Raw genomic sequence first — 22,754 nt, 5'->3', positions numbered from 1 at the left:
TTACTTTCTAATAAATTTATGCGTGATTAATTTGCCTTCATTCATTTCGCTAAGAAAATAAATACCACTGGATAAATTTTCAACATTTAGGATATCCTCTACATTAGCCTTTACTTTAAATGTTGTTATAGTTTTCCCTAATATCGTAATGAGGCTTAAAGTCGCATCGTGATCTGATTTAATTGTTATAATCTTATTACTTGGATTAGGGTATATCACAAAGTTTAAGTTTTTATCAAACGATAAGGTGTTCAGGTTAGTATTTGGAATAGTTCCGGAAATAGAATAACTTCCGATAGAACCATACGCCGAATACCCGCCATTAGTTTTATCTCCTGCCCCAACCCCACTAATGCTGATAAAATACTTACCCGCCAAAAGATTTGCAAACATAAACCCATCTAGATTGTACGGATCGGAGTCCCAATACTGCCCGATTTCGACACCTGCCGAATTGTACAACTGAATCAAAATATGAAGATTACCAGTTCCCCATCTGCTTACTGTATTTGCTTCGATACTCACATCTCCTCCGCTAGTAGTAAAACTAAAGAAATCTTTATCGCTTTCTTTTTCTATTACACCATCTCTTTTAATAATTTCTCCTTTACTGCTTAGCGTCAGATTAAATGCTGAAGCTGTATTATTTCCATAATCATCAGTTCTGTAACCTATTCCCCAGCTTTTATCAGAAATAATTGCAACATCATCTTCGGTATTATTAGCATTATTATATTCACCTTTACTCCAATGCGAAACGGGTCTGACAAAAGACGTTCCCATGATCGGCCCCCAGGAAGTTCCGTTTAACCCTGAAAAATACCCTTCGCTAGGAGAAGTACGTCCATCATGTTTTAATGAAAAGAGATGCCCAATCTCATGAGAAGCTGTTTCTCCTGCTGCTTTACCGGTATTGACATTAAAACACCAGGCCGGAACATCATTATCCCATGTAAAAGATCCTATAAAAGCTACACCTCCTTCTCCAGGACTTGCAGTATCTGTGGGAGTGATTACAACACGTTTTCTTTTTGTTTTTGGATAGGTATTAAAAACAGCCTCATTTGTTGTAATATTTAAATTAAAAGGCCTGAAATCTTCTGCAACAACCTCAAAAGCCTGAAGTATAAAAGCATCAGTCATTCCTGAAGGGAGAGCATAAATTGCTCCTCCATTATTCCAAAGGCTTCCCGCAGGCATCGTATGTCCATCAAAATCCAATAATATACATCCTATCCCACCAGGAAAACTTTCTAACTTTAACAGATCTGCATTAATTGTAGCGGAACTATTTTTTGCAGTTTTTGCTTCCTTTTGTGACAGAGTAGCATAATCTACACAAATCAAGGAATTAATATCTACTTTTGATACATAAGCATTTCCATGAGCATCTGATGAGTATTTGTATGCTTCATTTGTTTTCTTAAGAATAATATGTCCTTCAAGTGATTTTTCCATTACCTTAAGGTAAAAAGAAGATCCGGAAACATTTTTAATCTCTCCGATTAAATATTCACTCGAAATGCTTGACTCTTTGTAGTTTATTTTTCCGCTAAAACTTTTTGAATCCGCAATCTGAAGCAAAACATTATTGCTTTCCTTTCTTCCGGCAGAGACCGTAAGCTCCTTCTTCAAGTTGCTAATAAAACTGCTGCATGAGCCTAAGGAAGTCTGAGAGACGGCCACATTACTAAAAAAAACAGTCAACACTAAGAGTAATAAAAAAATGTAGTTTTTTTTCATATATTTTTTCTTTTTTGTGTGAAGAAGAAGCTTTACCAGATACTTCTATAATTAAAAGGTGAATTAGCGAAATCAAGATTCAGCATCGAATATAAATGTTTACTAACTAAAAAAACAGCAATAGGTATTGTTTTTTTTAAACAAGAACAAAAAAATCATCAGATTCGAACGATATATTTCCAATTCACTCAATATAAACACAATAAGTAAAAAACCACTCCTTAGAATTTGTTCTTCTCATTCTTCTATAGTGTTAAAATTCAAATTAATCCGAAAAAATAAATACCGAGGCATTCTAATTACAAATTATTACTCCGTTTTAGGTTTTGAATCGGCCTGATAACTACTTTTAGGATCACTCATATTAACTTCCTTTGTTAATTTTCCTTTAAAGTAAAACTGCCACATCCCGGATTTCTTCCCTCTGGTAAATTTTCCTTTAGAAGCTACTACTCCATCAGAGTCATAAAAAACAGCATCACCATTGTATTCGTTATTTTTAAAAGTACTTTGTTCCAATAGAATTCCGTTTTGCCCGTACTTCTTATAAATACCCTCTTTCAAACCTTCTTTATAAGTCATTTCCTCAGCAATTTTAGAATCCGGATAATACACGATTCTCGCTCCCTCTAATTTTCCGGCTTTGTATTTTTCAAGCGTCATAATTGCTTTCGAAGCCTTATGATAGTATTTCCACTCACCTTCACGTGATTTTCCGATTTCCTTACCTTCGCTTACTTTATTTTTATTCTGATCGTAAAAAATAGTATAAGAACTTCCATCGTTTGCTGTAAAATCACGAGTTGCTACAACATCTCCTTTTTTAGTATCATCAAAAAATTTAAACACTCCGGTTTCTTTTCCGTGACTAAAAGTTCCTTCATAACGAGGACGTTTAGAAACTTCATAAATTCCTTTCCAAACTCCCTCTTTTTTTCCGTTAGAATCCAATTTATTGACCTCTTGCGCTACTGCAAAAAAGGTATTTAATAAAAGTAATCCGGCTATTATTTTTTTAGAAATCATATCTTTTATATTCTATTTTAAACTTTAACGATTCTGACTTTGATTAAGTATATTTCAGATATAAAAAAATCCCGAAGAATCGAGATTTTTTTATTGGTATTATTTCTTTTTATTCTGAGCTTTCGCAGCTTCTTGCTGTTCCATTACTTCCTGAAGACGTTGTTGAAACTTACTTTGCTTTTTAGGCTCTTTTAATTTGTTTTCCTGAATCTGAGCGTGAATTTTATCACTATCAACAATGTAATTTTTAATTACATACATGATTCCGATTGTAATTAAGTTCGAAATAAAGTTATACAAACTCAATCCGGCACCATAACTATTGAAGAAAATTAACATCATTAATGGCGAAACATAAATCATGATTTTCATCATTTTTGCCATATCCGGCATACCTTCTTGCTGAGGCGCTGCCATTTGCTGATCTCCGGATGTCATTTTCATGTAGAAGAAAATCGCAATTGCTGCCAAAATTGGGAACAAACTGATATGATCTCCATATAACGGAATATGGAATGGCAATTTTACCACCGAGTCAAAAGAAGACAAATCATCTGCCCAAAGGAAACCTTTTTGTCTTAACTCAAAAGCTGAAGGGAAGAACTGGAATGAAGCATACATAAAAGGAAGCTGAATCAACGCCGGAATACATCCTGCCATTGGGTTTACTCCTGCTTTGTTGTACAGTTTCATCGTTTCCTGTTGTTTTTTCATTGGGTCTTTTTTGAATTTTTCTCCCAATTCTGTAATCTCCGGACGTAAAACTTTCATTTTAGCCTGAGACAGGAATGACTTATAGGTAATTGGCGACATAGCCAATTTGATAATAATCGTAAAGATAATAATCGCAATTCCTAATGATAATCCAATTGTTGAGCTTAAAAATCCAAACAAAGGAATAAAAATCAATCGGTTAATCCAGCCAAAAATACCCCAACCTAATGGAATAATTTTTTCAAAATTCTTATCGTAAGATTTTAAAATTTTATAATCTGCCGGTCCAAAATACCAGCTCATTTTATAATCTATTTCTCCATTAGAGAAAGCCAAAGGAACATTCGCTCTAAACTGTTTTGTATAAACAGTATCTATTTTTTCGTCTTTTACTAAGTTTTGAGAAACAAGCTGTGACTTTTCAAAAGAAGTATTGGTTTGTAAAATTGTAGCAAAGAAATGTTGCTTAAATGCAATATAATCTACCTTTTCAGGTGTTTCTTCTTTATGATCGCCCTGACCTACATAACTTTCTTTACCATCCTTATAATTATAGTAAATTTCAGCATAACGGTTTTCATACGAAATACTCTTTTCGTTTCTGTACGTTTTTAAATCCCACTGTAAATCTAATGGCTTTCCAGTATTTAAAACTTTGTTTAATCCCTGAGAACGAACATCAAAACCAACTAAATAATCATTTGGTTTAAGAACATATTTGTATTCTAAGAATTCATTAGCACCTGCTTTCAAACGCATTGTTAAAATTTGATCTGCGCCATTTTTAGTTAGCGTAGGTTCAAAAAACAAATCTTTAGAATTTAAAGTTCTGTTATCAGCAGTTTGTAACTGAATGTTTAAATTAGCATTATTATCTTTAATCAATTCAACTAATTGTCCTGAATTTTTTTCAAACTTTTTGAACTCTTTCAACGTAGCTTCTACTATATACCCCCCTTTGTTAGCGATTTTAAGTTTAATCTTTTCGTTTTCAATAGTTGTAAAACCTTCTTTAGCAGAAGGCAGTGTAGCTGAATAAGCAAAACCACCTAATGTTTTTTGTAATTGTGCCAACTGCACTGTATCACCAGGAGTTGCAGCTGCAGCAACTGGTAAAACAGCTGTTTTAGTTTTATCCGCTTTCGCTTGTGCTTCTTGCTTGGCAATTAGTTCTTTTTTGGCTTTTTCAGCAGCAATCTCTTTATCAGAAGGCTGATTTTGGTACATAATCCAAATCAAAATTCCAAATATCAATACAAAACCAATGATTGAATTAAGATCAAATTTTTTTTCTTCCATTACAGTTTAAAAAGTTATTCGTTAAAAAGGTATTAGTGCTGAATTAGATTCAAACGTTACACTTTTCAGAATATTAATTATTATTTTTTATGCGCATTCACTGCAGCAGCCACAAAGTTTACAAAAATCGGATGTGGATTTGCTACTGTACTTTTGTATTCAGGATGGTATTGTACCCCAATGAAAAACGGATGATTTTCAAGTTCTACAATTTCTACCAAACCTGTATCCGGGTTTACCCCTGAAGCTTTTAAACCGGCATTTTGCAGTTCATCAGCATATTTGTTATTGTATTCATAACGATGACGGTGACGCTCTGAAATTGTTTTCTGTCCGTAGATTTTATACGCCAAAGTATCAGGCTTAATATCACATTTCCACGCTCCTAAACGCATAGTTCCGCCTTTATCTGTCACTGTTTTTTGCTCTTCCATCAAATTCACAACCGGATGAGGCGTTTTGTCGTTCATCTCAGTAGAATTCGCCTCTTTGTAACCTAGAATATTTCTTGAATATTCGATTACAGACATTTGCATTCCTAAACAAATTCCGAAAAACGGAATGTTGTTTTCACGTACATAACGAACGGCTTCGATTTTTCCTTCAATACCTCTTTCTCCAAAACCAGGAGCAACCAGAACTCCATCCAAACCTGCTAATTTTTCTACAATATTTTCAGCATTAATATGTTCTGAATGTATCGAAATTACATTTACTTTCGTTTCGTTTGCTGCACCAGCATGTATAAATGCTTCTAAAATAGATTTGTAACAATCTTGCATTTCTACATATTTCCCAACCAAACCAATATTTACGGTATGCTTTGGATTTTTCAGTCTTTTCAAAAACGTATTCCAATTTTTAAGATCCGGTAATGCTTTTTTAGGCAAATCTAATTTTTTCAAAGCCACTACATCTAATCCTTCTTCAAGCATTAAATTTGGAACTTCGTATATCGTTGAAGCATCAATAGACTGAATAACGGCTTCTTTCTTAACATTACAGAATAAAGCCAGTTTCTGACGCAGTTCCTGAGACAATTCATGCTCGGTTCTACAAACCAAAATATCTGCTTTGATTCCGCTTTCCATCAACGTTTTTACAGAGTGCTGTGTTGGTTTTGTTTTCAACTCACCCGCAGCAGCCAAATATGGAACCAATGTTAAATGAATAACGATTCCGTTATTTTCACCCAATTCCCAAACTAACTGACGAACAGATTCTATATAAGGTAATGATTCGATATCACCAACGGTTCCACCAATTTCAGTAATGACAATGTCATAATCGCCGGATTTACCCAACAATTGCATTCTGTCTTTGATTTCGTTTGTAATATGAGGAACTACCTGAACTGTTTTTCCTAAAAACTCTCCTCTTCTTTCTTTTTCGATTACAGAAAGATATACTCTTCCGGTTGTAACGTTATTCGCCTGAGAGGTAGGAACGTTCAAAAAACGTTCGTAATGACCTAAATCTAAATCTGTTTCAGCACCATCATCTGTTACATAACATTCTCCGTGCTCGTATGGATTCAACGTACCCGGATCCACATTGATATACGGATCAAATTTCTGAATAGTTGTACGGTATCCTCTTCCTTGTAACAATTTTGCTAAAGATGCCGCGATAATTCCTTTTCCTAACGAAGAAGTCACACCGCCTGTAACAAAAATATATTTTGTTTGATTCATTCTGTTGTTGTTTGTATGTAGTTGTGTAAAAAACTTGGCAAAAGTACAAATTTAATTAGATAATTTATCAATTAGAGAATGAGATAATTTGCAAATTTTTAATTAGAACGATTACATCATTTCGCAATCGGTATTTTTAACTTTTAATTGGGTATTTTTTTATGAATACTCCTAAATCGGTTTCGGGTATTGTTTTTTGATATTCCGAATTAATTCTTCCAGTCCATTCAACTTTAATTCATATACAAGTTGCAACTGTTGTCCCAATTCTCCTTTTGGAAACCCTTTGTTTTGATACCAAACGACATAATATTCGGGTAAATCAATTAAAAAATAACCTTCGTATTTTCCGAAAGGCATTTTGGTATGAGCTAATTTGATGAGAAGTTTTTTGTCTGATTCCATTTTTTTTAAGAAAAAAGAAGCAAGAGGAAAGAATATAGACTCATTCTCTTCTCTTGCTTCTTGTTGCGCAAAGCTATTATTATTTTTTTTCTTTTGCCAGAGATTAAAAAATAGTTTTCAGTCGCAATTTTCAGTCGCAAGACCTTAACCTCTTTTTAAAACGCACTGCCAAACTAACGATTAATAAAAAACAACTATTAGGGCAAATGATTTCGCCACGAATTCACGAATTATACTTAGAATAATTCGTGAATTCGTGGCGAATATAAAACTTAGTATCTCTGAGTCTTTGGGCCTCTAAAAAACCTTAGCACCTCAGAACCTTTGCTCCTTTGAACCTTAATAATGCCATCTCACAAAAGCTTCCATCGCAGCATAGGTGGCTAAACCTAACTGCTGATACAAAGCAGCTGTTTCCGCATTTCTGTCTTCGGCTCTTTGCCAAAATTCTCTGGCATCGGTTCCCTGGAAAACAACACCGTCTTTTTGAGACTGGTGCTTGAAGATTCCGTGACGTTTTGCCAAAACCTGATCGGGGCTCATTGGCACCGCCATTTCCACTTCGTCAATTCCCCATTCCTGCCATGCTCCACGGTACAACCACAACCAGCAATCGTCCATAAATGATTTTGGTTTCAGCGCTTTTACAGCTTCAAAAATAGCGTCCAGACATACTTTATGTGTTCCGTGTGGATCCGCTAAATCACCTGCTGCGTAAATTTGATGCGGTTTGATTTTTTCAATTAAATCCATCGTCAATTGAATATCTTCTTTTCCGATTGGTTTTTTCTCGATGGTTCCGGTTTCGTAGAATGGTAATTCCATAAAATGAATCTGATCATCGGATAAACCTACAAAATGACTGGTTGCTCTCGCCTCTCCTTTTCTGATTAATCCTTTGATGTAACGAACTTCAGGAATATCAATTTCGCTGTTCTTTTTATTGGTTAAGAAAGTCGCCGCTTTTTGGTAAATATTATCTGCCTCTTCGCTCTTGATTCCGAATTTTTCATTGTAATCAATTACGAATCTTGCAAAACGCAAAGCTTCATCATCGGCTACGGCAATATTCCCAGACGTTTGATACGCCACGTGTACTTCATGTCCCTGCTCTTGCAAACGCATAAAAGTTCCCCCCATACTGATGATATCGTCATCGGGATGCGGGCTAAAAATCAATACTCTCTTCTTAGCCGGTTCTGCTCTTTCCGGACGGTTGGTATCTTCCGCATTTGGCTTACCACCCGGCCATCCTGTGATTGTATTTTGAAGTTTGTTGAATATTTTAATGTTAATATCGTATGCAGGACCTGAATCAGCTAATAAATCGCTCATTCCGTTTTCGATATAATCAGCATCGGTAAGCATTAAGATTGGTTTTTTAAGCTGAAGTGCTAATCCTAAAACAGCTTTACGAGTCAGTTTATCCGTCCATATTACTTTTTCTACCAACCAAGGTTTGTTGATTCTGGTAAGTTTTGAAGAAGCTTCTTTGTCTAAAACAAATACCGCATTGTTATGCTCCTGTAAGAAGGAAGCCGGTACACGATTGGTTACTTCATCTTCTACCGATTTCTTTACAATATTTGATTTTCCTTCTCCCCAAGCCAGTAAAATTACCTGCTTGGCTTCCATAATCTTTTTTACCCCAAGTGTTATAGCTGTTCTTGGCGTATTACTCAATCCGAAGAAATCTTTACTTGCCGCAACTCTGGTAATATGATCTAAAGCCACTAAACGTGTTTTAGAGTTTTGTAACGATCCTGATTCGTTGAAACCAATATGTCCGTTACCTCCAATTCCAAGAATCTGCAAATCAATTCCGCCAAGAGCTTCAATCTTTGCCTCATAATCATGGCAATAATCTGCGATTTGTTCTTTGGTTAAAAGTCCGTCCGGAACGTGGTAATTTTCAGGTAAAATATCGACATGATCAAACAGCAATTCTTTCATAAAACGAACGTAACTGTTGATCGAATTTGGCTCCATTGGATAATATTCATCCAGGTTAAAACTAATTACATTTTTAAAGCTCAAGCCTTCTTCTTTGTGTAAACGAACCAATTCAGCATATAGTCCTTTTGGAGAAGATCCTGTTGCTAATCCTAAAATACAAGGTTTGTTTTCTTTTTGTTTGGATTGAATTAAAGCCGCAATTTCCTGAGCTACTTCTTTTGATGCATCGCCGGAATTTTCAAAAACGACCGTATTGATGTTTTCGAAACGTTTTTCGAACCCCGTTGCTTTGTCGATTTTACTTTTTAACATGATATAGTTTTTTAATTTTACTCGTTACATCTTACCACTTTCGATATTTATGTCCTTTTACTGCATAGAAAAGAATCATTAAATAGGATGGCAGCAGCATTAAATAAGCAATCTGATTTCCGCTTTTTGAAACTCCCACGGTACCATTTGCCGTATTTGCTGCATTTATATTTTCTGTGATCATTCCGTAGAACAAAGGAAAAATTGCTCCTCCGATGATCCCCATGATCAAAATTGCACTTCCAATTTTTGTATAACCTCCCAAATCCTCTAATGCCATCGGCCAGATTGCCGGCCAGCAAAGCGCGTTGGCCAAGCCTAATAATGCTACTAAAAGTATCACCACCGGTAAGTTTGGAATCCCAGGTAACTGAATCATTATTTTTGGCGAAATCAATACTATTGCCAACACTAAAATGACTCCCAAAACTCCGGATCCTTTCAAAGCTGTTACTTGTGAAAGGTATTTTGGAATTAATGTGATCCCTAATATATACCCTACTACCATTGCCGACATGGTAAAAGAAGTTAGTTTTAAATAAAAATTCCCTTCAGTTCCATATACGCCTAATTGTTTTCCGAATCCTCCAATAGAATCTCCAGCCAGAACTTCGGCTGCTAAATACAGCATCAAAGTGATTACTCCTAAAACCAATTGCGGGCGTCTGAAAGCATTTCTAATTTGCTTAAAAATACTCAGATGTGCTACATTTCCTTCTTCATCCAAATCAATTTCCGGAAGTGGAGACAGTTTTACCAAAAGTGCTAAAACCATTATAATCAATCCCATATAAAGATAGGGTCTTTGCAATTGTAATGCAAGTGAATTTAAAGCATTTGTTTTTGAAACGGCGTCTAAAACCGCAATCTTATCTGCTGTAAATTCCTGCATGTTAGACAGTACCAATGCCGTTAATATCAATGGCGCTACAAAACCTGCCAGTTTATTGGCAATACCCAGCACACTAATTCTGGCTGCTGCACTTTCTCTTGGTCCAATTACTACTACATAAGGATTGGAAGCTGTCTGCAAAATTGCCAGACCGGTTCCCATCACAAACAAAGCAATTAAAAACAGTAAAAAGGTTCGGCTTTCGGCGGCCGGATAAAACATAAATGCTCCGGCTGCAATGATTAATAATCCCAAAGAAATACCATTTTTATACCCTACCTTTTCAATGACCCAGGATGATGGAACTGCCATTACAAAATAGGCAATATAAAAAGCAAAAGTTACAAAATAGGCTTGAGAAGAAGACAACTCGCACGCTAATTCAAAAAAAGGAATTAAAGGTCCGTTTAACCAGGTGACAAATCCCAATATAAAAAACAATGCGGTAAGAATAATCATCGGAATGATTGAACTCCTCTTTTCTATATGTATTGCAGTCTCAATTTTTGACATAATTTTATCGGTTGATTGTTAATAGATTAGTTGTTTGATTCCTCTAAAATAACACCAACACTTTTTGCAAATATATCGCAATTTACCCGCAATTCAGTGCGTATTTTTTGCAATTTTAAAACAAAAGTAGTCTAATAAGTTATACTTATCTGTAAATTAGATATCAATATTTTGTTAATTTTTCCTAAATACTCCAGTCTAAAACCGGATAATATTGCTTCAAATACTCCTTCACATCAGCAATATCTTCTTTAGCAGTCAGATCCGGAACATGCTCTGAAAACGGAATACCTATCGTTGTATTTGGATTTTCTTTTACAGCATTTAACAGCACTGTAGGCAGCTCTTTTTCGTCACGCTCAGGATGAACGGGACAATTTTTCAAATGGGTATATAAAGTGCTTCCGTTGAATTTAAAAGCATTCATACTTACTCTGATTTTCCCTTCTACATCTTTATAGTCGGCTAAAACATCGGCTGAAGGTTTTTCTAAAATATCCAACAACTGATTGTTCTGATCTAATTTAGCAATGGCGAAACGCGAAATCCTTTCGGAAGGAAATTCCAAAGCATCGCGATCGTAAGCAATAAAAGCGTTTGGACTGTTGGCCTCTCTAAGCGCCAATAACGCTGCGGCCGAATACAAGTTGTCGCTGTTGCAAACCGAATACTGCTGCTTGTTTAATTCCGGAAACTGTTCTACCGCCTGAAACAAAGCATCTGCCGTACCAAAGGGTTTCACTCTGCCTTCGGGAATGTATTGCACAGCAAATGAAATAGTAAGCCCGTGAAAATCGTTATCGGTATTCTGACTGCCGTAAAACTCTTTAAAAAGCTCTCCCTGCTCGCCAATAATAATGTAGATGTTTTTATACCCTGCTTTTTTAGCATTCAGCAGAAGATAATCCAGCAAAGGTCTCCCGCTTGCCCCAACTCCAATTAACCCTTTACTTCTTTCATTTGCCTGCGCAATTTCTTCCGCAGATAAATTATTTGAAATGGCTTCTTTTTTCATGCGCGAGGATGCTCCACCCGCAAGAATAACTAAATTGTTATGCATATTTATATATTTTCATTTTGAATTTCCTTAAATCTATTTTAGGTCTGGAATTGTTTCAGGTTTCAGGTTTCATGTTTCAGGTTTCAGGTTCCCAAAACTCACCTATCACCTCTCACCTCTCACAACTTAAATCTCAACATTTTCAATAACCCTTACACCTGGATCAACAGCTACGGCATAGGCTTCCTGAGCTCCTGCTTCGAGAATGGCTTCGATCACCAGATCTTCTTTTTCCGGATTTGCGATAACGACTATACTTCCGCCTCCGCCTGAACCTACAATTTTTGCTCCGTAAGCACCAGCGCGCAAAGCAGCATTGACCATAGCGTCAATTCGGGGTACGGTAATTTTTAATAAATCACGTAAAACTTCATGATGCTGGTTCATCAATCCGCCTATTTTTTTAAGATCTAAAACCGGTTTTTCAAACTCTTTCAGAGCTTCTTTGGTATAATGATAGTTTTTTAATGCGGCTTCGAAGAAAGGAATCAATCGGTCCGGTAAACAACTTCTGTATCGGTCCAGGTCTTCTATTTTGGAAGCATGCAGATCAAAATCCGGGAAATTTTGCTTTACGATATCAATAGAAATTAAAGCATTTCCTTTTAATTCCCCCAACAAACCTATCGTTTCTTTTGGAACTCCCGAAACTCCTGTTATCAGGCCTTTCAAGCTCGTTCCTATTACTTTATACGAAAAGGGATCTTTGGTATTGATGTACACAATATTCCCCACCCCAATGCTAAAATGATCCATCATTCCACCCGGTTCTCCGTGTTCCAATACTTCAGATTCATAACCCAATTTGGAAATAAACTCAGGTGTAACTTCACGATCAATACCATAAGCATCGATCAAAAAACGAATCCATGCCATTAATAAAGCCGAAGAACTCGAGGTTCCGGAGTTTATTGGAATATCTCCCGTGATCGTAATGTCGTATCCAACGTTTGGCACACAGCCATACCTGCGCAATACGCGTAAGGAGGATGCAAAATAATCTCTGGGTTCTAATTTGTCGAAAGTGGCGTCAATATCAATGGTACGGGTCTCATTAATATCAATCATATTTAAAACAAAGGTCTGAGTCAGATTTTGTTCGGCAATTAGTTGTATATTCCGATCGATTGCACAGGCGATAACCGGCAATCCTAAATAATCCTGATGATCTCCAAAGAGACAGGTTCTGCCCGGGGCTAATGAGGTAATTTTTTTCACTTGAAAATTTTATAATAAAACACTGTAAAACAATAAATTACAATGAAAATTGGTTAAAAATTGGTTTTATTCTTTTGATTTTGATTCTACGAAACTATTGATTATATTTTTATAAAACAAGAAAAAACAAAAAAATGTGCTCGAACACACTATTAAAATGTTCTCGAGCACACTAATTAATTCTTACAGGATTTTTAAATAATCAAATCAAAGTTTCTATATTTGCCAATATGGATAAAAAGTACACCATTAAGGATATAGCAAAAATGGCCGGAGTTTCGAAAGGGACTGTCGACAGGGTTTTGCATAACAGAGGAAAAGTTTCTCCTACAGCACTGGACAAAATAAATGAAGTTTTAAACGTCATTAATTACGAACCGAACTTAATTGCACGAAATTTAAAGAACACCAAAGTTTACAGAATTTGTGTTTTGCTGCCTGATCCGGAAATTGACCCGTACTGGCTTCCTTGCATTAATGGAATCCAGGATGCTAAAACTGAATTTAAAGCGTATAGTGTTATTATTGAAACACACTTCTTTAATCCGGAAAGCACCAAATCGTTCTTAAGTGCTCATGATATCATTATCCAAAAATCGCCTGATGCTGTTTTAATTGCTCCATTATTTCACAAAGAAACAGTAGAAATTGTAAAGCAATATGACGATTTAAACATCATCGTAAATACATTCAACAACCAAATTGAAGGTGAATCTATAAAAAGTTTTGTTGGACAGGATTTACATAAAAGCGGTCGTGTAGCTGCCAGCCTAATGAATCTGATTTTGACAGAAGGACAGATCGCCATCATACACATTGACGAAAGCCTTAAGAATGCGGTACACATGCAGGAAAAAGAAAAAGGCTTTAAAAGTTACTTTGACGAGAAAAAGATTAGCGGTTTTTCACTCACTACTCTAAAACTAAAACATCAGAATGTAGAAACTAAATTTTCTGCGTTTTTAGACGAAAATCCAAATCTTAAAGGTATTTTTATCACGACCTCAAAAGCGTACCAAATTGCCTCTATACTGTCTACCGTAAAGGATAAAAAGATTGCGATTATCGGTTATGATTTAGTAGAAAAAAATGTGAATTTCCTGAATCAGGGATTGGTTCATTTTTTAATTCATCAAAATCAAAAAAGACAGGCTTACTTAGGGGTGAGCACTTTAGTTGAACACTTTTTATTCCGAAAAGATATTCCGGAAACGATTTTACTTCCGATAGATATTATTAATGTAGAAAATGCTTCTTTCTATGTTTCTTAAATAACGCTCCACTGTCGAAAAATTCCACAGAGTTACACAAAGATACACAAAAAATGTTTAAAAAAAACTTTGTGAAGCTTTGTGCTTACTTTGCGAAAAAACCATTACATCCTGTAAACCCCTATTCCATCAAAATAAATTTCCCGAAAGAAGAGGCAATATGAAAATTAGGAGTTTCGGTATCAGGATTCACCCAGGAAATCCAGGTGGGTTCATACTGTCGCTTTTCATTCTCCAAAAACTTAGCTCTAAAAACACCCGCTTCTATAGTATTGTTGTGTATTAAATTTAATTCTTTTAAGGATTTTATACTGATTCGTCCTTCAACTGTAAAAGAAATTTCATCTTTTGAGGTTTTGATTTCGAAATCGTTTTTAGGCCATTTCCATTCAAAATCAAATTCTTTGTTGGGACGCGCTCTAAAATCCATTAAACGCCCGGCGGTATCCATTTCCAGACAATAATAAGGATCTAAGGATTCGTTGGTTCTAAAAAACAATTCTACACGATCTGAATTTCCAATACTATCAAAACTATCGTCTTTTTGATCGATATAGATCCCGGTATCAAAAACTCTGAAATTAAAAAAGAAATTTTCAAGATCCCAGAGCGCTCTGAATTCTATTTTTAAAAGTGGATCACTTTTCCATGGCGAGCAAAAATCAGTTAAGCAATTTGCGTTTTCCCAAAATGGTACCGTAGAATTTTGCTCTTCTTTTTCCTGACTTTTATCTTGTAAAACTACCTGATATTCTTTCACTACTATTTATTTTTTATTTTGTTAATTTTTTAACATTTCAAAGTCTGAAAAGTTGCTTCAATTCTAATCTCCTTTATTTTTTTTGAATCATGAATGTAGGTTAAAATTTAATAAAATAAAATACTGTCTTTTTTAACTTAAATCAAAATAGAAACAGATTTTACGTCTTTAACAAACAAGAAACAAAGCAGACGATTAACCATTATTTTAACAATAATACATTCAATATATCAACACAATGCGATTTTATCAAAAATACATCAAAACAAAAAACATTATTTCTATCATTCATATTCGTTATAATCTCACAAATTTAAGTAAAAAAAAGTGTTTCAATTAAAAAAATGTGCTCGAGAACATAAAATTCATGTGTTCGAGCACATTTTTATTCATTTTTCTTGTTTTATAAAAATATAATCTATAGCTTCGTTTCATAATAATCTTAAAACCAAGTTAATTAATACATTTTTCAGTCGTTTTTCACCTCCCCAAAAAAACAGAAAAACTAAAAAAAATACCACATACAAAAAGAGTAAAACAGAACGGCAGTTGTTTTTAAACCATTTCGTCAGAAGATAAATTATAAATCAAAAATTATCTAATAAAAGAATTCCAAAAGCTTACAAACGAAAAAAAACAAATAAACATTAACCAAACTCAATTTTTAAGTATGAAATTTTTAACCAAAAAAAGACCAGAAGATTTTAGGCTAAAAAATCTTCCCGGTGCAGAGATTAAACTCACACTTTTTTTAGTATTCGTTTTTACCGTCCAGGTTTCAGCAGCCTCAACCGTAAGAATAAATCGCAGAACTGATATTGCATTCTTTTTTGAAAAAACAGTGAAGGGTAAAGTAACAGATCAAAACGGACTTCCTATCGCCGGAGCAAATGTTGTTGTAAAAGGAAGCCGCACCGGAGTACAGACAGATGCCGACGGTAGTTTTGCCATTACTGTTGCTGATAATGTAACGAAACTTATCATTTCCTACGTTGGTATGGAAGATCAGGAAGTAACTGTTGGAAGTTCGCCTTTAAAAATTGTTTTAAAAGAGGCAGGGCAAAAATTAGAAGAAATAGTTATAGGATACGGAAAAGCCAAGAAAAAAGACCTTACGGGTTCTGTAAGTTCTATCGGTAAAGACAATTTAAACTTAGGAGGTACTATCTCTAACGTTGGTCAGGCTCTGCAAGGGCGTGCTTCGGGAGTTCAGGTACAGCAAAACAGCTACGCTCCGGGAACCAATCCTTCGATTGTTATTAGAGGAGGAAATTCTCTTAACAATTCTAATTCGCCTTTGTATGTTGTCGACGGTTTCATTACCAGTACAGGAGCCTCTATAAGTCCGAACGACATTGAGAATATTCAAATTCTAAAAGACGCCTCCTCGACCGCTATTTATGGCTCGAGAGGTGCAAATGGGGTGATCCTGATTACGACTAAAAAAGGAAAATCAGGTAAAATGCAGATTGAAGCCGAAATCTCAGATGGTTTTCAAAGCATTATCAAGGAACCTTCTCTTATCAACGGACAGCAATATGCCGACATTCAAAATGCTATTGCGAAAGAGAATGGAAGACCTCCTGTTTTTTCTTCCGATTTCCCTGTTGCCAATACCAATTGGTTTAAGGCCGCAACACGCCCCGGAGAAGTAATAAACAGAACCATTACTTTTAGCGGAAGCGACAAAACCTCTAAATTTTTCCTTTCCGGAAACTACATCAAACAAACCGGAGCTATCGAAAATACTGATTTTAAAAGATACAGTGTGAGAATGGGAGGCGAAAAAAGATTTAATGACAAACTAAACGTTGGTACGAACATTTACGGAGCTGCCAGTGAGGGAAATAACAGTGATTTTGGAGATAATATTTTATCCCCGTTATTTTCTATCCAGACTGCCCCACCAACTATTCCAATTTACAATCCCGACGGGTCTTATTACAAATTTCAGGGAAAAGATAATGCTTTGGCACTTTTATTAGAACCAACCGATCATATCATCAACAGATTGGTTAACGGAAATATGTTCTTAGACTACGAAATCATTAAAGGACTTACCTATCATTTTGGAGCGGGTGCGGAATGGCAGGAAAATATTGAAGGAAGATACACACCAAGAACTTTGGTTGCAGGAGCTGCTTTAAAAGGATCAGGATCTGAAGAAAACAAAACTTATTTCAGATGGAGTACGGAGCAATACCTAACCTATAAATTCAATATTAACGAACATTCGATGAGTGCCATGATTGGTACGTCTAATCAAAAAGATACGTATGAATTTTTGAGAGCGGCCGGAACCGGTTTTTCTAACGATGCATTAACCTATCACAACCTTGACGCGGCAGCGGTTTATTTGAAACCTGAGACTGAAAAAATCGAAACAAAACTAACTTCCTATTTTGGAAGGCTAAATTATTCTTTCAGTGATCGATATCTGGCTGCATTTACCTTAAGAAAAGATGGTTCTTCCCGTTTTGGAAGCAATAACTCTTTCGGAATATTCCCTTCAGGAGCAGTAGCATGGAAAATATCTAACGAATCTTTTATGCAAAACTCCAAAACGGTCTCTGATCTTAAGTTAAGAGTTAGCTATGGAGTTACAGGAGCAGATGGTATTGGAGATTATGCCTTCATGCCAACCTTAAGAGCGTGGGGAGTAACTATTGGAGATGGAAATTTTGTTAATGGTACGGAACCTGCCAATTTAGCCAATAAGGACTTGAAATGGGAACAAACCACTCAGGCTGATATTGGGTTGGACATGGGATTTTTTAATGACAGAATAACCGCAACAATCGATGTGTATAAAAAAAGAACTACTGATGCCCTTATCAGAGTTCCTATTGGCGGATGGTGGGGTTTTAACACACAAACCATCAACTCCGGGGTGATTGATAACAAAGGTATTGAATTGGGAATTACCAGTACTAATTTCAGAAACGATCATTTCTTGTGGACCACCTCACTAAATGTGGCTTACAACAAACAAGAAGTAGTTTCACTTGCCGATAATGTGTCTATCATCAGTCAAAATACTTCTAATCCAAGCGGAACGGTTTCGGGACGCGAATTTACTAGACTGGAACCGGGCAGAGAAATGGGCGTTTTATATGGTTTTAAATATGCCGGAGTAATCAAAACCGGAGAAGTATATGCTCCGCAGCCTTTGTCTAAACCGGGTGATCCAAAATACGAAGACTTAGACGGAGACGGTGCAATTACCGTAAACGACAGAACTTACTTAGGCAATTCAACACCTCATTATACTCTTGGGCTTAACAATGATTTTAAAATTGGAAACTTCGATCTGAACATCTTTTTTCAGGGAGCTTTTGATTATTCGGTTTACAACATGACCCGAATGGTTGGAGAATCAACAACCAGTACAGATGCTTTAAACCGCTGGGTAGCCGGTACCAATGAAAATACGGATGTTCCAAGAGACGGCTATTACAAAAGTACTTACGGAAGTTATGTCAATTCAAAATTTGTAGAGGAAGCTTCTTACCTGCGCCTAAAAAACCTTTCGATCGGATATACTATTCCTGAAAGTGTTTTAAAACCACTCAAATTTGTAGATAATATCAGATTGTATGCCATTGGACAAAACTTACTGACGATCACGAATTATTCCGGAAATGATCCTGAGGTAAACGGACATTTCACCAACGATACAACCAAACAAAATCTGGGAGGAGGAATCGATTTCAATTCATTCCCGGCTTCACGCACCATCATTTTGGGTATTAAGGTTGCCATTCATTAGTCTAAAAGCTTTTTTAGTAACATAAAATTTATTAAAATGAAAAAATATACAATCATATTCCTCTTACTGACGGCAGGTTTGCAATTTTCATGCAATGACGATCTTGATCCTACCGTATACAGCAGTTTGACCGATACTAATGGATTTCAAACCAAATCGGATGCTATTGCTTCTATTAATTCTATTTATGGAAGACTAAAAGGCCCTTCTGTGGGAGACAACTTCTCGTATTGGGCAACAAGACACTTTGCTTTAACTGATATTGCTACAGATTTAGGACATTGCCAGTATGGCGGTGACCCGGGACAATTATCTTTAGGACTTTGGAATTCTGCCAACGGTCTGCTTCTGGAAGACTGGAATGCCATGTACAAACTGGTAGCCAACGCCAATTTTGCGATTTTTAATATTTCAAAAATGAGCGGCATTACAGAAGCAGAAAAAACTCAGTTTATAGCCGAGGCCAAATTTTTAAGAGCTTCTGCTTATATGGATTTAACAGACGCGTGGGGACCTGTTATCCTTGTAACAGAAGCCAACTTAGACAATCCAAACTATCTGGAACAGACACCTCCTTCTCCTGTTGAAACCATAGAAACTCTTTTAATTAAAGATTTGAATGATGCCGCTGCTGTTTTACCGGTGAACTACAAGAAAAATGCAATCTATGAGAGTAATGATGTAGGGCGTGCTACGAAAGGTGCAGCTTTAACGTTATTGGCAAAATTATATTTGCGAAATCATGACTGGCAAAAAGTAGCCTCGCTTACACAACAAGTTATGAACCTCAACGAATACAGCCTGTTTCCTACTTATTTGGGGCTTTTTAAAGAAAGTAACAAATGGTGCAGCGAAAACATCTTTTCTTCTCTGAGTGATGCCAATGTAAACGGAACGGAACTTCTGAACCACTTTGGTCCTATCGATCATCCGGTTGTCGAAAACAGATGGCAGTATTATACCGTAAACTGGGACTTCTACAATACTTTTGGAAATGAAGACGATCGAAAAAAATGCTTCTTCCCGGAGTTTATGGGTACTGATAAATTGCTTCACAAACAAGCACCTTCCTTAGGAGCACAGCCACCAAAAGGAGAGTTTTATATGCCTGACGTATCGACTCGAAAATATGCCGATGATGAAACTACTACTTATTATGATGGTCACAGCGTAAACATATTGCGTTATGCTGATGTATTGCTGAGCAGAGCCGAAGCCTTAAACGAAATAAGCGGCCCGACTGCCGAAGCCATAGACCTCATCAATCAGGTAAAAGGAAGGTCACATGCTAAACTGTTGGTTTTATCCGATTATAATAAAACTTCGTTACGAGATGCTATTTTACAGGAAAGAGGATGGGAATTGTTCTATGAAGGAAAGCGCCGTCAGGACTTAATCCGAATGAATAAGTTTGATGTTCTGGTAAATGCCTATCACGTAAGAGTTGGAGAAACCGCACCTATCACCATGCCTAAAAACAAATATTACACCTATCCGCAAAGTCAGGTCGACTTAAATCCGAACCTGAGTAATGCCGACAGATAATGAAAAACAGATCGGGAACAAACGTTATTTTCACGTTCTGTTCCTGATTTTTAAGTATTAATAGTATGATCCCGGAAAACGTTGAACTACAATATAAATAAACTTGATACAACTTTTCTGTTTCCTAAAAGACCCCTTTCAGATGATTAAAAATGTAATAGTAAAAGGAATTTTTATTTGGATACTGCTAATTGTGGTAAGCTGTTCTAAAAAACAGGGAACTCCTGTAACGAACATCAATATTGGCATTCATGGCAACAACGAATTGAAAATTCAGATCGATGTGACCACGAATGAAAATGTTCAGGTCTATGCCGAGTATTGGCCTGCTCAAAAAGACACAAAAAATAGAATAAGCTCTCCAGTTTCAAAAGCTGGTTTGTCTCATTCTTTAGTCCTTTGCAACATTACTCCTGAAACTCAATATCATTTTCAGTTAATCACGAGCAATGGGAAAGAAAAAGACAGCAGTAAAATATATACCTTCAAATCTAGAAAATTACCGGAATGGCTGCAAAAGCAATTCAAAGCCAACTGTCCGAAACCTGAACTGGTGCCGGAAAATTTCAAAAAAGGATTTATGCTTTTGGCCAAAAGAGAAACTCCGGGCGTTGCTTATATTGTAGATTATAAAGGCAACTTAAGATGGTATCATACCGTTGAAGGAACCGGGTTTAAAGTAACTCATTTTACCAAAGAACAAAGCATTATTGCTATTCTGGGAAAAAATGACGAACCCACAAGTTATGGAAGTGAAATTCTCGAAATCAACTTGCAAGGCGATACGCTAACCCATATCAAAAAAGGACAAGGCGATCTGAAACAGGTGATTCATCACGAAATCATTAAAAAATCGGCCAATGAAATTGTGACTTTATTTGTCGATCAAAGAATAACCGATCTAAGTTCTATTGGCGGAAAACAAAAAGATACGATTAATGGCGACGGGATTCTGATTTTGGACAAAAAAGGAAAACAACTCTGGAAATGGAGCGTTTTTGACGATTTAGACCCCATGAAAGACAAAAAACTACTCAAAACCAAGAAAGACTGGATGCATGCCAACAGTTTAAACTATGATAAAGACGGTAATTTCCTGATCTCGTTTTACAACAACGGTCAAATCTGGAAAATAGATGCCAGAACCGGAAAGGTACTCTGGAAATTAGGGAGAGGAGGAAATCTTAAAATGTCACAAGACAGCGATTTCTCTCAGGCACACGCCGCCCACATCAATCCCGAAGGCAGTCTGATGTTTTTTGATAACGGAGTCGACAAAAAGCAATCTTCTGTTTTTGCACTTAAAGTAGATGAAAAAGGCAAAACCGTAAAACTGGATTTCCACATACTATTACCAAAAGACGTTTACAACGACAGAATGGGAAGTGCTTATATGATAAATAAAGAACTCATTTTGGCTTGTTGTTCCAAAAGGCATATTACGGTTTTGACCAATAAAAAAGGAGTTTTACTGTGGGCATTAGAATCTGAAATTCCGCCTTATCGGGTGCAATTCATTTCTGAAGAAAACTTAAAACCGTTTCTGTTGAATTAAAGGCAGTCTTTAAAAAATAAAAAACATGAAAAAAATAATCCTTATTGGTCTGTTTGCAACATTGCCAATTGTTGTTTTCAATTCGTGCAATACTACCAACTCGCAGACTTTAGCAAACAAAACTACCGACGATGATTCGTATATTACCATTGACACCTCAAAAATTCCGGACGATCCATTTGGAGAATCCGTTCGTTATGGAAGAGAGTTAATGCTAAAAACCGCATATTATATTGGTCCAAACGGAATCAAAGGAAAATATTTAGGCAACAAAATGAATTGTACCAACTGTCATCAGGATGCAGGAACAAAACCTCACGCCTTTAATTTAATGGCATCACACGACAATTATCCGCAGTATCGCGGACGTGAAAATAAAGTTCTTACCCTGGCCGAAAGGGTTAATAATTGTATCATGCGCCCGCATTCCGGGAAACCGCTTCCGCTGGACAGCAAAGAAATGGTCGCTTTTTTATCCTACTTTAAATGGATCAGCAAATTTGTTCCGAAAGATGGCGATTTTAAAGGCGCTAAAAATCTGGAAATTGAATTTCCTGATGTAGCCGCAAGCCCCGAACGAGGAAAGACCCTTTTTATCGAAAATTGTGCCCGCTGCCACGGAAACAACGGAGAAGGTCAGTACAATGCCGATCAATCAGGCTACACCTACCCACCGCTTTGGGGACAATACGGATATCAGCCCGGTTCAAGCATGCACAGAGTAATCAAACAAGCACAATGGCTAAAAAGCAATATGCCATACGATAAAGTCAGTCCGGGGAAACCGTATCTCACCGACTTGCAGGCACTCGATATTGCGGCCTATGTAAATGATGATTCCGTACACGACAGACCGAACCCCAAAACATTTGATTACCCTAATAAAATGGGGAAACCAATTGACTATGCACACAGTCCTTTCAGTGATAACTTCTCAGAAAAACAACACAAATACGGCCCCTATAAACCCATAATTGCCTATTGGAAAAAAAATGGCTGGAAAGCGGTATATTAGTATGGTT

15 protein-coding genes are annotated in these 22,754 nt (G+C 36.3%); 5 read left to right on the top strand and 10 right to left on the bottom strand.

The genetic code is table 11. The features are described from left to right. The 9 genes from M4I44_RS12185 to M4I44_RS12145 all read right to left on the bottom strand — a co-directional run bounded on the left by M4I44_RS12185 (window position 1) and on the right by M4I44_RS12145 (window position 12,832). A complete protein-coding gene (locus tag M4I44_RS12185) occupies window positions 1-1,743 on the bottom strand; it encodes a zinc-dependent metalloprotease (protein WP_249964860.1) in 1,743 nt (580 codons plus the stop codon). Between the two features lie 309 nt (window positions 1,744-2,052). Continuing rightward, window positions 2,053-2,769 carry a toxin-antitoxin system YwqK family antitoxin gene (locus M4I44_RS12180; protein ID WP_249964859.1) on the bottom strand — a complete coding sequence of 239 codons (717 nt, stop codon included), beginning with the start codon at window positions 2,767-2,769 and terminating at the stop codon, window positions 2,053-2,055. A gap of 99 nt (window positions 2,770-2,868) precedes the next feature. Then, window positions 2,869-4,782, bottom strand: a complete 1,914-nt coding sequence (gene yidC / locus M4I44_RS12175) for a membrane protein insertase YidC (RefSeq protein ID WP_089078141.1) — start codon at window positions 4,780-4,782, stop codon at window positions 2,869-2,871. An 80-nt stretch (window positions 4,783-4,862) separates the two neighbouring features. Next, complete coding sequence (locus tag M4I44_RS12170; RefSeq protein WP_017497342.1) at window positions 4,863-6,476, bottom strand: CTP synthase; 1,614 nt, start codon at window positions 6,474-6,476, stop codon at window positions 4,863-4,865. 171 nt (window positions 6,477-6,647) lie between these two features. Next, the gene (locus tag M4I44_RS12165; protein ID WP_249964858.1) at window positions 6,648-6,881 is read right to left on the bottom strand and encodes a DUF3820 family protein; all 234 of its coding nucleotides are present in this window, start codon (window positions 6,879-6,881) and stop codon (window positions 6,648-6,650) included. 339 nt (window positions 6,882-7,220) lie between these two features. Next, a complete protein-coding gene (nagB, locus tag M4I44_RS12160) occupies window positions 7,221-9,149 on the bottom strand; it encodes a glucosamine-6-phosphate deaminase (RefSeq protein WP_017497340.1) in 1,929 nt (642 codons plus the stop codon). A gap of 31 nt (window positions 9,150-9,180) precedes the next feature. Then, entirely contained in the window at window positions 9,181-10,554 is a 1,374-nt protein-coding gene (locus M4I44_RS12155; RefSeq protein WP_070906848.1) for a sugar MFS transporter, read from the bottom strand. 184 nt (window positions 10,555-10,738) lie between these two features. Continuing rightward, complete coding sequence (locus M4I44_RS12150; RefSeq protein WP_249964857.1) at window positions 10,739-11,614, bottom strand: sugar phosphate nucleotidyltransferase; 876 nt, start codon at window positions 11,612-11,614, stop codon at window positions 10,739-10,741. A gap of 126 nt (window positions 11,615-11,740) precedes the next feature. After that, window positions 11,741-12,832 carry a mevalonate kinase gene (locus M4I44_RS12145; protein WP_070906850.1) on the bottom strand — a complete coding sequence of 364 codons (1,092 nt, stop codon included), beginning with the start codon at window positions 12,830-12,832 and terminating at the stop codon, window positions 11,741-11,743. A 230-nt stretch (window positions 12,833-13,062) separates the two neighbouring features. Here M4I44_RS12145 and M4I44_RS12140 point away from each other — a divergent pair, with 230 nt between their 5' ends. Further along, window positions 13,063-14,103, top strand: coding sequence for a LacI family DNA-binding transcriptional regulator (locus M4I44_RS12140; protein WP_070906851.1), 1,041 nt, complete (start codon window positions 13,063-13,065; stop codon window positions 14,101-14,103). 121 nt (window positions 14,104-14,224) lie between these two features. On the opposite strand, the gene M4I44_RS12135 is transcribed toward M4I44_RS12140, so the two are convergent. Then, the gene (locus tag M4I44_RS12135; RefSeq protein WP_249964856.1) at window positions 14,225-14,863 is read right to left on the bottom strand and encodes a sugar-binding protein; all 639 of its coding nucleotides are present in this window, start codon (window positions 14,861-14,863) and stop codon (window positions 14,225-14,227) included. Window positions 14,864-15,533: 670 nt separating this feature from the next. Between M4I44_RS12135 and M4I44_RS12130 the strand changes: the two genes are divergently transcribed. The 4 genes from M4I44_RS12130 (at window position 15,534) to M4I44_RS12115 (ending at window position 22,747) form a co-directional block, all read left to right on the top strand. Next, window positions 15,534-18,632, top strand: a complete 3,099-nt coding sequence (locus M4I44_RS12130) for a TonB-dependent receptor (protein ID WP_249964855.1) — start codon at window positions 15,534-15,536, stop codon at window positions 18,630-18,632. Window positions 18,633-18,668: 36 nt separating this feature from the next. Beyond that, window positions 18,669-20,177 carry a RagB/SusD family nutrient uptake outer membrane protein gene (locus M4I44_RS12125; RefSeq protein ID WP_089075996.1) on the top strand — a complete coding sequence of 503 codons (1,509 nt, stop codon included), beginning with the start codon at window positions 18,669-18,671 and terminating at the stop codon, window positions 20,175-20,177. 142 nt (window positions 20,178-20,319) lie between these two features. Next, entirely contained in the window at window positions 20,320-21,732 is a 1,413-nt protein-coding gene (locus tag M4I44_RS12120; protein ID WP_249964854.1) for an aryl-sulfate sulfotransferase, read from the top strand. 25 nt (window positions 21,733-21,757) lie between these two features. Continuing rightward, window positions 21,758-22,747 carry a c-type cytochrome gene (locus tag M4I44_RS12115; RefSeq protein WP_249964853.1) on the top strand — a complete coding sequence of 330 codons (990 nt, stop codon included), beginning with the start codon at window positions 21,758-21,760 and terminating at the stop codon, window positions 22,745-22,747. Window positions 22,748-22,754 lie beyond the last annotated feature (7 nt).

The sequence above is a fragment of the Flavobacterium sp. B183 genome (assembly GCF_023539155.1).
Taxonomy (GTDB): Bacteria; Bacteroidota; Bacteroidia; order Flavobacteriales; family Flavobacteriaceae; genus Flavobacterium; species Flavobacterium tructae.
The sequence above is the reverse complement of the archived record's forward strand: the minus strand, read 5'-3'. Positions and strand labels throughout refer to the sequence as shown.